At 61.5% G+C, this 14,475-nt stretch carries 9 protein-coding genes and 2 pseudogenes; 6 read left to right on the top strand and 5 right to left on the bottom strand.

What is annotated here, in order from left to right:
- Positions 1-196: 196 nt before the first annotated feature.
- Both RHM69_RS01960 and RHM69_RS01955 read right to left on the bottom strand, forming a co-directional pair.
- Positions 197-2,326, bottom strand: coding sequence for a TonB-dependent siderophore receptor (locus tag RHM69_RS01960; RefSeq protein ID WP_200600128.1), 2,130 nt, complete (start codon positions 2,324-2,326; stop codon positions 197-199).
- Positions 2,327-2,514: 188 nt separating this feature from the next.
- On the bottom strand, positions 2,515-3,606 hold the full coding sequence (locus RHM69_RS01955; RefSeq protein WP_014718067.1) for an NADH:flavin oxidoreductase/NADH oxidase: 1,092 nt from the start codon (positions 3,604-3,606) through the stop codon (positions 2,515-2,517).
- 90 nt (positions 3,607-3,696) lie between these two features.
- On the opposite strand from RHM69_RS01955, the gene RHM69_RS01950 reads away from it, so the two are divergent.
- Positions 3,697-3,996, top strand: a complete 300-nt coding sequence (locus RHM69_RS01950; RefSeq protein WP_003190545.1) for an ArsR/SmtB family transcription factor — start codon at positions 3,697-3,699, stop codon at positions 3,994-3,996.
- A 10-nt stretch (positions 3,997-4,006) separates the two neighbouring features.
- On the opposite strand, the gene RHM69_RS01945 is transcribed toward RHM69_RS01950, so the two are convergent.
- Both RHM69_RS01945 and RHM69_RS01940 read right to left on the bottom strand, forming a co-directional pair.
- The gene (locus RHM69_RS01945) at positions 4,007-5,035 is read right to left on the bottom strand and encodes a GGDEF domain-containing protein (protein ID WP_014718066.1); all 1,029 of its coding nucleotides are present in this window, start codon (positions 5,033-5,035) and stop codon (positions 4,007-4,009) included.
- A gap of 2 nt (positions 5,036-5,037) precedes the next feature.
- Positions 5,038-5,889 (bottom strand): hypothetical protein, encoded by an 852-nt coding sequence (locus RHM69_RS01940; RefSeq protein WP_172832686.1) that lies wholly within the window; start codon positions 5,887-5,889, stop codon positions 5,038-5,040.
- Positions 5,890-6,218: 329 nt separating this feature from the next.
- On the opposite strand from RHM69_RS01940, the gene RHM69_RS01935 reads away from it, so the two are divergent.
- The 5 genes and pseudogenes from RHM69_RS01935 (at position 6,219) to RHM69_RS01920 (ending at position 13,210) form a co-directional block, all read left to right on the top strand.
- A complete protein-coding gene (locus tag RHM69_RS01935) occupies positions 6,219-7,109 on the top strand; it encodes a bestrophin family protein (protein WP_003190542.1) in 891 nt (296 codons plus the stop codon).
- Positions 7,110-7,247: 138 nt separating this feature from the next.
- Positions 7,248-8,327, top strand: a pseudogene (locus tag RHM69_RS31005) (cache domain-containing protein); the annotation flags it as partial.
- A 327-nt stretch (positions 8,328-8,654) separates the two neighbouring features.
- Positions 8,655-9,191: pseudogene (locus RHM69_RS31000) on the top strand (methyl-accepting chemotaxis protein); the annotation flags it as partial.
- Between the two features lie 290 nt (positions 9,192-9,481).
- The gene (locus RHM69_RS01925) at positions 9,482-11,890 is read left to right on the top strand and encodes a glucose/quinate/shikimate family membrane-bound PQQ-dependent dehydrogenase (protein WP_019817284.1); all 2,409 of its coding nucleotides are present in this window, start codon (positions 9,482-9,484) and stop codon (positions 11,888-11,890) included.
- A gap of 57 nt (positions 11,891-11,947) precedes the next feature.
- Positions 11,948-13,210, top strand: coding sequence for a carbohydrate porin (locus RHM69_RS01920; RefSeq protein WP_019817283.1), 1,263 nt, complete (start codon positions 11,948-11,950; stop codon positions 13,208-13,210).
- On the opposite strand, the gene RHM69_RS01915 is transcribed toward RHM69_RS01920, so the two are convergent.
- A complete protein-coding gene (locus RHM69_RS01915) occupies positions 13,207-14,382 on the bottom strand; it encodes a XylR family transcriptional regulator (protein ID WP_019817282.1) in 1,176 nt (391 codons plus the stop codon). The genes RHM69_RS01920 and RHM69_RS01915 overlap by 4 nt on opposite strands.
- Positions 14,383-14,475: the final 93 nt, after the last annotated feature.

Below are 14,475 nucleotides of genomic sequence, written 5' to 3'. Positions count from 1 at the left end.
CTGGCAGGCCGCCATCGCAGGCAAGCCAGCTCCCACAGTTGGATTGCGGGGCGTCAGGTAGAAATGCGTCGGCTGGCAGGCCGTCTTCGCAGGCAAGCCAGCTCCCACAGTTGGAACGCGGGGCGTCAGGTAGATAGGCGCCGTGGCGGGAGCAAGCTCCCTCGCCACAGGCCCTGCGTGGTACCGCAGCTGTTCATCACAGGGTGTAGGCGATGCCCACCTGCACAGTTCGCGGTGCACCGGGGTAAGCGTAGATATTGCCGAACGCGCCCTCTTCATATTCACGGTTGAACAGGTTCTTCACATCGAGGTTCAAGCGCACACGCTCATTGACCTTGTAGTAACCGAGCAGGTCGACCACGGTATAGGCGTCCATGGAGAATGCCGTATTGGCGGTCTGGCCGGCGCGCTGGTCGACGTACTTGCCGCCGGCGCCCAGGCCCAGGCCTTTGAGCGCGCCGTCCTGGAACTCGTAGACGTTGAGCAGGCTGAAGCTGTTGCGCGGGATGTTCATCAAGCGAGTGCCGGAGCGCAGAGTGTTATCACGGGTGACTTCTGCATCTACATAGGCGTAACCGCCGATCACGCGCCATTCGGGCGTGAGGTTGCCCGCCACATTGAGATCGAAGCCCCGACTGCGCACCTGGCCGGCCGCAACACTGAAGGTATTGTCCACGGGGTCGGTGGTCAGCACGTTCTTCTTCTCGATCTGATAGATCGCCGCATCCACGCTCAACTGCCGGTCCAGCGCCTCCCACTTGATGCCCATCTCATAGGACTTGCCTTTCTCCGGCGCAAAACCACCACCTTCGCGGCTGGCGCCAGTGTTGGGTTTGAACGAACGTGCGGCGTCAGCATAGACCGCGACGGTGTCGGTGAGGTCGTAGATCACACCCACGCGCGGGGTGACGGCGTTGTCGGCGGCCTGCCAGCTTTTACCTACATAGTTCTGGTAGTCATGCTCGAAACGCTCGAAGCGGGCACCGGCCAGTACTTTCAGCCGTTCAGTGAGGGCGACCTGGTCCTGTACGAAAGCGGCGTAGGTCTTGAGGTTTTCCTTATCGTGGGTCGGCGTTCGGGTCAGCGCCGGGCGGGTTTGACCGTACACCGGATCAAAGATATCGATTGGGTAGGTGCCCGCCGCGGCGCTGGAACGCTGGATAATCGACTTGTAGTCGTAGTCCTCGTACTCGATACCGGTAAGCAAGGTGTGATCGAACCCGCCGGTGGAGAAGTGCCCGGTCAGGTTGAGCTGATAGTCCTTGTCGGTCCATTCCAGCTTGCGGTAGTTGAAGTTGCGTTGCAGGGTCCGGCCATCGGCGCCCAGGCTACCCGGCCCATTGGCCTCAATGGCGTTGCCCTTCAGGCTGCCGTCCAACCATTGAAAACCGCCGCCCAGGGTCCAGTTGTCGTTAAGCACGTGCTCGAAACGCAACTGCGCCATGTTGTTGTCGTTGTGCAGCTTGCCGGCATCCTTGTCGCCCCAGAACGTATCGCGCGAGGGGGTGCCACGCTGGTTGGGGAAACGCGTCAGGCCGCGGTCCAGCGGGTGGTTGTTGCGCATGAAATCGCCTTCGAAGGTCACCTTGGTGTCATCGGTGGCCTGCCAGGTGATCACCGGCATCACGCCGTAGCGTTCCGTCTCGACGTGATCTCGGAAGGTGTCGCCGCCCTCGCCCACCACGTTCAGGCGATAGGCCAGGCGGCCTTCCTCGTCCAGCGGGCCGGAGGCATCCAGGGTGCCGCGCTTCATGCCCTGGTCATTGAGCTGGCTGCCCAGGGTGACGGTGCGTTCAGCCAGCGGCTGCTTGGACACCACGTTGAAGGTACCGCCTGGGTCGCCACGGCCGTAGAGCATGGTCGCAGGGCCGCGCAGCACTTCAAGACGCTCGATGGTGTTGGCGTCCGGCATGTTCGGGTAACCGCGGTTGATCGGGAAACCGTTGCGGTAGAACTCACCGGTGGTGAAGCCGCGCACGGTAAAGGTGGTCAGGCCCTGGCCGCCGAAATTGTTGGCGCGGCCCACGCTGCCCGCGTAATCGAGGGCATCCTGCAGGCGCGTTGCACCGAGGTCTTCGACCACGTCCTTGGACACTACGCTGATGGACTGTGGAGTTTCATGAATGGCGGTGTCGGTGCGCGTCGCACTGGCTGAACGTGTGGCGTGGTAGCCCTGCACGGGGCCTTGGGCCGACTCAAGGTCCGCGGTGGCGGTGACATTGGTCGCTTGCAGCTCGATACTGGCGTTCTCGGCAGGTGCCTGCTCTGCCCACGCGAAGGGGGAAAACGCCTGGAGCACACAGATGGAAATCAGGGTACGACGCATGGGTGTAGAACCTAGTGAATGAGCCAGATGGGACGGCAAACCTGCCAAGAATTCGCGGCGCATCATATATCAGCGGATTCTCGTTTGACATCGATTCTCATTTGTTATTTTTCACCGCGTAGGTCGCGAAAAGCGACAGGCGAAAAAAAGCCACTCAATCGAGTGGCTCATGCACGCGCAGGCGTACCTCAGCGATAGCGTTCCAGCCAATGCGCGTAAGGCGCCGGCAAGGTCCAGGAGGACTTGTCCACGCCCAGCTCCTTGGCAGCAAAGTAGGCCCAATGCGGGTCGGCCAGATGCGCACGCCCTACCGAAACCAGGTCCAGGTGCCCGGCCTGCAAAGCGCCTTGGGCCAGTTGCGGCGTGCCGAAGCCCCAGGCCGAGGTCACCGGAATACCGGCTTCACGGCGTACACGCTCGGCAATCGGGCCCATGAAGGCCGGGCCCCATGGGATGTTGGTGTCAGGAATGGTAAAGCCGACGCTGACGCTCAACAGGTCCAGGCCCCCGTCCTTGAAACGGCGCGCCAGTTCAATGGACTCGGTGAGGGTCTGCTCATCACGACCGTCGTATTCGATCACGCCGAACCGGGCGGTGAGCGGCAGGTTTTCCGGCCAGACTTCACGCACCGCAGCCAGGGTTTCGAGGAGGAAGCGGCTGCGGTTGTCGAAGCTGCCACCGTAGGCATCGGTACGCTGGTTGGAATGCTCGGAGAAAAAGCTCTGGCCCAGGTAACCGTGGGCGAAGTGCAGTTCGATCCATTCAAAACCGGCATCGCGGGCGCGACGGGCCGCGTCGACGAAGTCCTGCTGCACACGGGCGATGTCTTCCAGGGTCATGGCACGCGGTACGTTGGGCAGGTTGGCACCGAACGCAATGGCCGACGGCGCGATGGTTTCCCAGCTACGGGCATCAGAGGCCGGGATGTGGTCATCACCTTCCCAGGGGCGATTGGCACTGGCTTTGCGACCGGCGTGGGCGATCTGGATGCCCGGCACCGAACCTGCGGCCTTGATGGCTTTGACCATGGGCACGAATGCCTGGGCGTGGGCGTCGCTCCAGATCCCAGCGCAGCCTGGGGTGATGCGTCCTTCAGGGGCGACCGCGGTGGCCTCGACCACCAGCAGGCCGGCACCGCCACGGGCCATGCCGGCCAGGTGGACGTGGTGCCAGTCGTTGACCATGCCGTCTTCGGCCATGTATTGGCACATCGGGGGGATAGCAATGCGATTGCGCAAGGTCACATCTTTGAGTTTGAACGGTTCGAACAAAGCCGACATTGAGAACTCCAGGAAGGGGTGGGTGATTCGATAGTTCGATGGTAATCGAACTATGGTATTGAACGCTACCCCCCTGTTATGATCCGCCCCATGCGAGCCTTCAAACACCCTACCCCCCAAGAATTGACGCTTGAGCGTGTGCTGTACGCCTTGAGCGACCCCGTGCGCCTGGACATCGTGCGCTACCTGGCCAACGTGCCAGAGGCCACCTGTGGCGAACTCGACGGGGGGCGGCCCAAATCCAGCATGTCCCATCACTTCCGGGTATTGCGCGATGCCGGCCTGGTGCACACGCGCAATGTGGGCACCACCCATATGAACTCGTTGCGCCGTGACGAGCTGGAAAGCCGCTTCCCTGGGTTGCTGGCGAGCGTTCTGTCACAGCACTAGACGGCACGCGTCAGGACAAGACCGCCTGTAGCAATGCGCCGTCCAGGTGCACACAGTCCTTGCCATTGCGCTTGGCGCCGTACAGGTTCTTGTCCGCCATCTTGAGTACGGCCGACAACTCGTCGCCTGGCGAAAAACGCGCCATCCCCGCACTGCAGGTGTAATGGTGGGGCGCAGGCACGCTGCTGCGGATCGCCTGCAACAAGTCCAGGGCATAATCACAGGCCACCTCCACATCGTCGCCCTGCAATAACACGCCGAACTCTTCCCCGCCGATTCGTCCGAAGCTGTGGCTGCCCTTGGCGTTTTTCAGGCACAGCGCCATGGCGCGCAGAATCTTGTCCCCCACGTCGTGGCCATACAGGTCGTTTTTTTCCTTGAAACTGTCGATATCCAACATGATGAAGTAGCCGCCCCGCTCCCCACCGAGCAACTTCTCAAAGCTCTGCATAAAGGCGCGCCGGTTGAGGATGGACGTCAGGTAGTCGGTCTCGGCCAAGGCGCGAAACTCGCTTTCCACCAGCAATACCGAACGCAGGTTCTTCAAGTAGGAATAACTCAAGATAAACCCGATGGACACCGACGCCGCGCAGAACAGCAGCAAATACACCTCGGTGCCGGCGTATATATCCGCCTGCATGGGCGGCCACAGGATCAGCCAGATCAATAGCGCATCGGCCAGATAATCCTGGACACTGATAAACAAGATCGCACTGCCCACCACCAGGGTCACCGCCAACGGCAAGCCATAGATACGCAACTCTGCGTGCATATGAATCAGATAAGCGAAGCCGACGGACAACAACACCATATAGGTGACTCCCAGCACTCGCCAGAGCAGAAAGTTCGTGGTGGTGGCATGTACCCGGCAAACAATCAGCAGGCCCACCGTGACGGCCAACATATAAAAATCCAACTTCAGGGCCGCAGGAATCAGGAGCATGCCGACCCAGGCAATAATCCCGACCCATTCGGCTTGGGTCACCGCAGGTGACAACAAACTGCGCATTCTGGGCCGCAACTTCAAGTTAGCAGGCATCCTTACGCTCCCATCTCAATAGCATGCAGGCCCATCGCAAATGAAAAGGCCATGAACCGCTTTACCAGGCTGGCAAAGGGTGGCAGAACTTCCAGCCGGGTTTTGGAGTGGGCTTTGAAATAACCCTTTTCGACCCCCTCCTGCACCATACGGATAATGTGGGTCTTGGACACGGAAAGTTGCTTGGCCAAGGCCAGGTAGGAAGACGACCGGAAGGTGGCGCGGTCGTTCTCAGGGGCAAAGGCATCGTTGTAGATCGCCAGCATCAACAGATGGCCGGCATCGCGTTTCACCAGCCAATAACATTCGGGCAGCAAGACATCCACCGTCAACTCGGCCGCGAGAATCATGGCAAAACCTTTGAAATAGAGCGCCAGGAACTCACGGTCATCCAAGTCACGCATCTGCCGGAACACTTCCCGTTCGGGGTAGAGCAGCGCCAACGACTCCGTGAGGGCGGTGAGCATCAACCGCGCTTCGCGGCAGGCTTCATCCGAGGGTGCATACACCCTGAAGCGACTGTCTTCGGGGTGCGGCGCAACCTCCATGAAACCCAGGGCCCGGAATAGCAAAAAAATCGATTCCAGGCTGTTTTTCGAACAATATTTGCGCGTTACGCACAAGGCTTTAACTTCTGCCAACAACGGAAGCGGTGTGGAAAAGTATTGGCTCAATAATGCAAACGACACCATCAAGCGGCTGTATTTAAGGGCACTCTTGTAGAAAAACGGTCGTTTTGAATAGGGCACGAGCAGCACGTGGTAATGCGCTCTCATGCACGATTCAAAATCCTTATGACGTTCGAGCGCTTGCGCGGTATTACACATAGCCAACTTCAACGAACTGACACGCATGAAAGAGCCCTGATCATCCAACTTGATGCCACTGATCTCAGCTACGAAATCCCTGCAGCCCGGCCCCAAAACAAATCACTTCAAAATTCCTGCCATTAATGGCTTTTTGCCTCGAACGCAATGTACAGCGATTGCCGGACAAGACGTCATCAGTACCAAAGTTGTTCCACCGTCAAATGCCCCGTAGCACACACTTACGCGCAACCTTTGGTTACATTCTCTCCGCCTGGCGGTTAGAGGACTAATCGATTCAGCACACTGCGAACCTTCCTTCCTCGACGGCGTCGTAACAGGGGATTGTTGCCAACCGCCCGCCGCGAGGTTCTCGTTTGAAAGCTGCCCTTCTGAAGAAATACCGCCTGATCATCAAGACCATGGGCTATGTGGGCTGGGCGTTGTTCTGGCTGTTGTTGTGGGATGTGGCGGTGACGGTGGATTTCATGCTGTTTCTCACCGCCAAGATCAATTTGCCGCTGATGCCCCTGACCTTGCTCGGCTCGGCACTGGTGGTGCTGATCAGTTTTCGCAACAGCAGCGCCTATAACCGCTGGTGGGAAGCACGCACGCTGTGGGGTGCGATGGTCAACAACTCGCGCAGTTTTGCCCGGCAAGTGTTGACCCTGCTCGATGACGCCCCCGGTGAGGTGAACCCGGTGAAGTCGACGCTGTTGCGCCGTCACGTGGCTTACGTCAACTGCCTGGCTGCGCACCTCAAGGGCCAGCCGTGCCCGGAGGAAGTGCGAGCCTTTATCCCCGCCGAAGAATTTGCGCGCAACGGCGCCACCAATAACTTCGCCAATGACATCCTCACCGGCTCAGCCTCGTTGCTGGCGCGCGAATACCAGGCCGGGCGCCTGGACAGCATCCGCCTGGCGCGGTTGGAGTCGACCCTGGTGGACCTCTCCAACGCCCAGGGCGGCATGGAGCGGATTGCCAACACGCCACTGCCCTACCCTTACGTGTACTTCCCGCGGCTATTCATTTCGCTGTTCTGCCTGATCGTACCGGTGGGCCTGGTGGAATCCCTCGGTTGGTTCACGCCGCTGGCTTCCACAGTCGTGGGCTTCATGCTGCTGGCCATCGAACGCATCGGCACCGACCTGCAAAGCCCGTTCAATTCCAGCGAACACCAGATCCAGATGGAAAGCATCTGCGAAACCATCGAGAAGAACCTGCAGTCGATGCGCCGCGATGCCCTGGTCGGTGACCCGATCGCCTGATTCCCCCTGCTCAAGTGCCAACTCCCTCGGCCGATATACCGAGGGTACGCATGGCCTCGCCTCTCACAAAAACGCCTGCGACACGCAGCACTAATTTTTCTCCCCTTGCCAAAACTATAAATACCCGCGGGTGAAGTCATGAATATCAAGCAGAAGCTGACATGGGCGTTTGCGGCCATCGCGTGCGTGCCGGTCATCCTGGTCGCCATTATCGTGGTGCTGAATCTGCGCGAGGGTGCGCTGGCCAACTTCCTCGACAGCAGCGGCCGCGAGATCCGCCAGATCGACAATGGCATGCAGCAGTTTTTCGACGGCATCAGCCAGAATGTCGACTTCGTCGCCAAGGACCCGCGCGTGATCGCGGCCAAGAACCTCAAAAGCTATGCCGGCGCCGATGCCGCGCAAATCCCGCTTACGCCGACCAACACAGAGCTGCTGGCGATTTTCGATCAGTTCGCCAAAAGCCACCCCAGCACCGCCTACCTGTCCCTGGGACTGAGCGATGGCGGCTACGCCAGTTGGCCAGACGACGCCAAACTGACGCAATACGACCCGCGCACCCGCCCCTGGTACCAGGCCGCCATCGCAGCGCCAGGCAAGACCGTGCGCACAGGCGCCTACTACTGGGCCCCGGACGATGTGGTGCTGATCGGCACCGTGCGCACCGTGGCAGATGCCACGGGCAATGTGCTTGGGGTGGTTGGCCTGGACGTGTCGCTCAAGCAACTGACCGAGTTGGTGCGCACCATCAAGCTGGGCGACAGCGGCTACCTGATGCTGGTGGAAGCCGACGGCAACGTGCTGGTGGACCCCAGCGATGCCACGCACAATTTCAAGCCCCTGGCGGGCCTGGGCGCGAACTACGCCGAACTGGCCAAGCACGGCGATGGCGTGACCGAGGTGAGCATCGACGGCGTGGCCTACATGGCTAACGTGGTCAGTTCCAAAGACCTGGGCTGGCGCTTTATCGGCCTGATCAAGCGCGACGAAGTGATGGCCGGCGCCACCCGCCTGACGTGGTTGATCGCGGCGATTGCCGCCGTATTGGCCGTGGTGTTCGCGATAGTAGGCGCTAGTTTCGCCCGTGTGATCGTGCGTCCCATTCGCGGTGTGGCCGACGGCCTGCAGGAAATCGCCGAAGGTGAAGGCGACCTCACGCGCCAGCTCAAAGTGCAAGGCAAGGACGAAACCGCCAGCCTGGCCGGCTGGTTCAACCAGTTCCTGAGCATGATCGCGCAATTGGTGCAGCGCATCGGCAACGCCTCCTCAGACCTGCAAACCGCCGCCGCCGACACCAGCGCCGTGGCCAACAATATGAACCAGGCCGCCGGCCGCCAGCGCGAAGCCGTGGAACTGGTTAGCACTGCGTTCAACGAGATGGTTGCCACCGCCAACGAAGTCGCGCGTTCATGCAGCGCCGCCGCCACGAGTGCCGATGAGGGCTATCGCGACGTGCACACCGGCCAGCAGCACATCGGCGAAGCCACCGGCAGCGTGCTCAAGCTCAGCGAAGACCTGCAAAAATCCACACAGACCATGCAGTTGCTCGAGCAAGACAGCCAGAACATCAACACCATCCTCGATACCATCCGTTCGATAGCCGAACAGACCAACCTGCTGGCGCTCAACGCCGCGATCGAAGCTGCCCGCGCTGGCGACCAGGGCCGCGGCTTTGCGGTGGTCGCCGATGAAGTGCGTGCACTGGCGCGTCGCACCGCCGACTCCACCGGCGAAATCGACAGCCTGCTGGGCAACCTCGCCCGCCGCACCCAGGAAGTCACCCAGCAGATGCAAGGCAGCTTGCTGGTGTCCAACACCAGCGTGGAGCGCATCCAGCAGGCCCGTGACAGCTTTGACAAGATCCGCGGCTCGGTGGATTCGATTCGCGACCAGAACACTCAGATCGCCACCGCCGCCGAAGAGCAGCACCAGGTGGCCGAAGAGATCAACCGGCATATCGCGCAGATCCACGCTGACGCGCAGTTGGTGGAAGGCTTTGCGCATTCGGCGCAGACCGGTTCAGGGCGGCTGACGGATATTTCCGGCCAGCTCAATGGGCTGGTGGGGCGCTTCAAGTTCTGATGCCCGCCCAATAAAGGCAGCGCTGTACCGTGGCGAGGGAGCTTGCTCCCGCTGGAGTGCGTAGCAGTCCCAGTCTTTTAAAATAGGAGCGGGGCCGCTTCGCGCCCCAGCGGGAGCAAGCTCCCTCGCCACAGGGTACGCGTCGCCGGGTCCATCTATGCCGCCTCAGAGGCGGCCCTGCCCATCATCGCAGTACCTGCAACAGTCTATTGCAGGACTCAAATGTACTAACTGGTTACTTATCTTGCTAAAATCGCGTCTTTGCCCTCTCTCACTCGAGTCCATTCGACATGAAACGAGCATCGCGCGCCGCTGGCGTCTCTAGATTCTTACTCCTGGGCCTGGGCGTCGTCATCGCCCTGCTCGGCCTTGCGCTGGCCGTCGGCGGCGCCAAACTGGTCAGCCTGGGAGGCTCCTGGTACTTCCTGCTCGGCGGCGTGGCCATGGCCATTTCCGGGCTGTTGATTGCCCGCTGCAAGCCTGCCGGCGCCTGGTTGTTCGCCGCGTTTCTAGTGGCTACTGCCGTGTGGGCGGTGGCCGACGTGGGCCTGGAATACTGGCCGCTGTTCTCGCGACTGTTCATGTTTGCGGTGATTGGCGTGGTTGTGGCGCTGGTGTATCCATTGCTGGCCGGCAAACCGGCGCGGGGTGCCTATGGCGTCGCCGCCGTGTTGGCGCTGGGCGTGGCGGTGGCGGCGGGCAATATGTTTGTCGCGCACCCAAGCGTTGCGCCCACCGGTGCAGGCCCGGGCATGACCCCGGTGGCGGCGGCCGATGCGCAGAAAGATTGGGCCCACTACGGTAATACCGAAGGTGGCAGCCGTTTCGCCGCGCTGGACCAGATCAACCGCGACAACATCGACAAGCTCAAAGTCGCCTGGACCTACCACACCGGCGACGTGGCCATCAGCGACGGCAACGGTGCCGAAGACCAGCTGACGCCCCTGCAGGTCGGCAACAAAGTGTTTATCTGCACCCCGCACAACAACCTGATCGCGTTGGATGCCGACACCGGCAAAGAACTGTGGAAGAACGAAGTCAACGCCAAGTCGGCAGTGTGGCAGCGTTGCCGGGGCATGGCGTATTTCGACGCCAGCGCACCGATTGCCCAGCCGACCCAGCCCAACAGCTCGCCGATCCTGACCGCCAGCGTGCCTGTCGGTGCGCAGTGCCAGCGTCGCCTGCTGACCAACACCATTGATGCACGCCTGATCGCCGTAGACGCCGACACCGGCAAGTTCTGCGAAGACTTTGGCACCCATGGTCAGGTGGACCTCAAGGCCGGTCTGGGCAATGTGCCGGACAGCTACTATCAACTGTCCTCGGCGCCGCTGATGGCCGGCACCACCGTGGTGGTCGGCGGTCGCGTGGCAGACAACGTGCAGACCGATATGCCCGGTGGCGTGATCCGTGGCTTTGACGTGATCACGGGTCAAATGCGCTGGGCGTTCGACCCAGGCAACCCTGAAGACAAGCAGGCCCCGACGGGCGACGCCACCTACGTGCGCAGCACCCCGAACAGTTGGGCGCCGATGTCTTACGACCCACTGATGAACACGGTCTTCCTGCCGATGGGCAGCTCGTCCACCGATATCTACGGTGTGGAGCGCACCCAGCTCAACCACAAATACGGTGCTTCGGTGCTGGCACTCGACGCCTCCACCGGTGCCGAGAAGTGGGTGTACCAGACGGTCCACAACGACCTCTGGGACTTCGACCTGCCGATGCAGCCCAGCCTGATCGACTTCACCCCGCCAGGCAGCGACAAGGCTGTACCCGCCGTAGTCATCGGCACCAAGGCCGGGCAGATCTATGTGCTCGACCGCGCCACGGGCAAGCCGCTGACGGACGTGCAGGAAGTTCCGGTCAAAGCCGCGAACATTCCCAACGAGCCGTATTCCCTGACCCAGCCGAAATCCGTGGGCATGCCGCAGATCGGCGCGCAAACCCTGACCGAGTCGGACATGTGGGGCGCGACGCCGTATGACCAGTTGCTGTGCCGCATCGACTTCAAGGGCATGCGCTACGACGGCCTGTACACCGCGCCGGGCACCGATAAATCCCTGAGCTTCCCGGGTTCCCTGGGCGGCATGAACTGGGGCAGCATTTCCACCGACCCGGTGCACGGTTTTATCTTCGTCAACGACATGCGCCTGGGCCTGTGGATCCAGATGATACCGTCGCAGAACAAGGCCCAGGCCTCTTCCGGTGGTGAAGCGCTGAACACCGGCATGGGCGCCGTGCCGCTCAAGGGTACGCCGTATGCGGTGAACAAAAACCGCTTCCTGTCGGTGGCCGGCATTCCGTGCCAGGCGCCGCCGTTCGGTACCTTGACCGCCATCGACATGAAGACGCAAAAGGTCGCCTGGCAAGTACCGGTGGGCACCGTTGAAGACACCGGCCCCCTGGGTATCCGCATGCACCTGCCGATCAAGGTGGGCCTGCCGACCCTGGGCGGTACGCTGTCCACCCAAGGCGGCCTGATCTTTATTGCCGGCACCCAGGACTTCTACCTGCGCGCCTTCAACAGCGGCAATGGCGATGAAATCTGGAAAGCCCGCCTGCCCGTCGGCAGCCAGGGTGGGCCGATGACCTACGTGTCGCCGAAAACCGGCAAGCAATACATCGTTGTCACCGCCGGCGGCGCACGCCAGTCCACCGACCGTGGCGACTACGTGATCGCCTACGCCCTGCCGTAACCGCGCTCTGTTCGCGCGGTGCTCCGGCACCGCGCTTTGTGTTTGGAAAGATCCCCCATGACCCCTACTCCTCATACCGCCTGGCGCCTGGCGCTGGGCCTGGCCTTTGCGGCCGCCCTGCCCGTTCAAGCCGACGACACCACCCTGACCGGCGACTGGGGCGGCCTGCGCCGCGAACTCGACGCGCAAGGTGTGCGCTTTACCGGTGACTACAGCGGCGAGACCGCCTACAACGCCCACGGCGGCCAGCATCGTTCGGCGCGCTACTCGCAAAACGTCAAGCTCGGCGTGCAGTTCGACCTGGGCAAGCTCTACGGTTTTACCAACGGCGACCGCATCCAGCTGACCATCAACGACCGACGCGGCAACAGCGCCTCCGAGGACCTGGTGGGCAACCGCCTGCCGATCCAGGAAAACTACGGTGGCCTCTACACGCGCCTCACCGAACTGAGCTACGAGCGCACGCTGTTCACCCCGGCGCTGAACCTCAAGCTGGGCTATATGGCCATGGGCAATGACCTCGGCGGTCTGGACAGCGGCATCCTGTGCAACTTCATGAACGCCGGCTTCTGCGGGCATCCGCTGAACATGTCCGGCGGCAGTGGCTGGGCCAACTACCCGAATGCGCACCTCGGTGCCCGGTTGAAGTACGACTTTTCGCCCAACTGGCAGCTGCGCGTGGCGGCGTTCAATGTCGACCCGTCCAGCAACGGCAACTCCAGCCGTGCCTGGCACCTGGGACCCAAGCACACCACCGGCACCGTGGTGCCCATCGAGCTTATCTACAAGCATGCGGGCGCACTGCCCGGGGAATACAAGCTCGGGTATTACTACGACAGTTCCGATGTAAAACGCATTGGCAGCAACAAGGACGTCAGCGGACGCGGCGGTCACTACCTCTTGATCGACCAGGCTGTGTGGGCCTCACAATCATCCCAAGGCCGTAGCCTGCACGCCTTCGGCCAGTACTCTGCCGCCAGCCAAGCGGCCTCGCCGTTCACCAAGTGGTATGGCGCAGGCGTGGTGCTGTACAAACCGTTCGAAGGTCGCCCGCGCGATACCGTCGCCCTGGGCTACGGCCGTGCGGTGCCGAACCCGCGCAGCCGTGATGTGCAAGAGTTGACTGCGTTCAACGCCGGGACGGCCTATCCCGACCTGGACACGGCCGAACAGCTGATCGAGCTCAGTTATGGCTACCAGGCCACGCCTTGGCTGACCTTGCGCCCGGATGTGCAATACATCATCGAGCCGGGAGCTTTTTCCGGGGAGAGCATCGACAATGCGCTGGTGCTGGGCTTGCAGGTCAAAGCGGTGTTCTAGTTCGTGCCCTGCTGATACTGACGCGGCGTACAGCCAAATTCGCGGCGAAACACCGTATGCAGGTACTGCGCAGAGGTGAAGCCACAGCGTGCAGCAATGTCGGCAATCGCAAGGCTGTGGTTTTCCAGGCCTTTGGCGGCAGCGACAAGTTTGAAGCGCAGAATCTCATCATGCACGCTGCAGCCGCGGGCCTTGCGAAAATGCGCTTCCAGGGACGAGCGGGAAACACCGACATAAGCCGCGACCTGATCGGTCTTGATGCCCTGGCAGGCGTACTGGCGGATAAACAACAAGGCCTGCATCACGTAAGGATTGCCCAGGGGTTGATGCAGGCTGGAGGCCTGCACGTTGATGGCGTCCGGCGGCACCAGCACCTGCGTGCCCGTGCAGGGTTTGCCGTGCAGCATCTGATGCAACAGCGCCGCAGCGGTGCGGCCCATGGTCTCGGTGCCCTGGATCACCGAACTGAGCGGCACCCGCGTGAGGGTACGGGTCAGCGGGTCGTTATCGATGCCGATCAACGCCACCTCCTCCGGCACCGCAATACCCGCCGTCAGGCAGGCTTGCAGCAATTGCCGAGCGCGGGCATCGGTCACCGCGATGATGCCGATAGGCTTGGGCAAACTGTGCAGCCAGGCAATCTGCTGCTCCACCGCGCTGTCCCACAACGGCGCACTGGTGCCCAGGCCGCGATACACCTCTACCTGCAAGCCATCGCGCTGCATCAAGCGGCGAAAAGCTTTCTCACGCTCCTGGGCCCACCGATTGGCCTGGGCTTCGGGCAGGCTGAAACAGGCAAACCGCGTCAACCCCGCCTCCACCAGATGCTCGTAGGCCAGCTTCATCAGGGCATGGTTATCGGTGGCCACATAAGGAATGCCCTTGGGGTACTTGCTGACATCCTCATAAGAGCCACCCACCGCCACCACTGGAAGCCGACTGCCGGCCAGCGCCTCGCCAATCAGCGGGTCATCGAAGTCGGCAATGATGCCGTCCCCCTGCCAACGCTCGATACCGCGCAGGCGGCAGAGGAAGTCTTCTTCCAGGAACAGGTCCCAGGATGCGCGGGTGCTGCTCAGGTAATTGCCAATGCCGGCGATGATGCCGCGGTCGTAGATTTTGCTGCCGTTGAACAGCAAGGCGATGCGGTGAACGGGCGGTAGGGTTTTCATTGTTTTTGTCCTTAGGCCGGTAGGGACAGACTAACCCTCACCACTCAAAATCGCACTACACCTTGGTGATTTTCATAATCAGCCGCCCAGGTG

The sequence above is a fragment of the Pseudomonas sp. CCI1.1 genome (assembly GCF_034348165.1).
Classification (GTDB): domain Bacteria; phylum Pseudomonadota; class Gammaproteobacteria; order Pseudomonadales; family Pseudomonadaceae; genus Aquipseudomonas; species Aquipseudomonas paracarnis.
This window is presented reverse-complemented; position numbering and strand designations above follow the sequence as displayed.

Bases quoted from the DNA above. Each gene is read 5' to 3' on its own strand.
- RHM69_RS01960 (WP_200600128.1), bottom strand. From the start codon at position 2,326: ATGCGTCGTACCCTGATTTCCATCTGTGTGCTCCAGGCGTTTTCCCCC.
- RHM69_RS01955 (WP_014718067.1), bottom strand. From the start codon at position 3,606: ATGTCGGCTTTGTTCGAACCGTTCAAACTCAAAGATGTGACCTTGCGC.
- RHM69_RS01950 (WP_003190545.1), top strand. From the start codon at position 3,697: ATGCGAGCCTTCAAACACCCTACCCCCCAAGAATTGACGCTTGAGCGT.
- RHM69_RS01945 (WP_014718066.1), bottom strand. From the start codon at position 5,035: ATGCCTGCTAACTTGAAGTTGCGGCCCAGAATGCGCAGTTTGTTGTCA.
- RHM69_RS01940 (WP_172832686.1), bottom strand. From the start codon at position 5,889: ATGCGTGTCAGTTCGTTGAAGTTGGCTATGTGTAATACCGCGCAAGCG.
- RHM69_RS01925 (WP_019817284.1), top strand. From the start codon at position 9,482: ATGAAACGAGCATCGCGCGCCGCTGGCGTCTCTAGATTCTTACTCCTG.
- RHM69_RS01920 (WP_019817283.1), top strand. From the start codon at position 11,948: ATGACCCCTACTCCTCATACCGCCTGGCGCCTGGCGCTGGGCCTGGCC.
- RHM69_RS01915 (WP_019817282.1), bottom strand. From the start codon at position 14,382: ATGAAAACCCTACCGCCCGTTCACCGCATCGCCTTGCTGTTCAACGGC.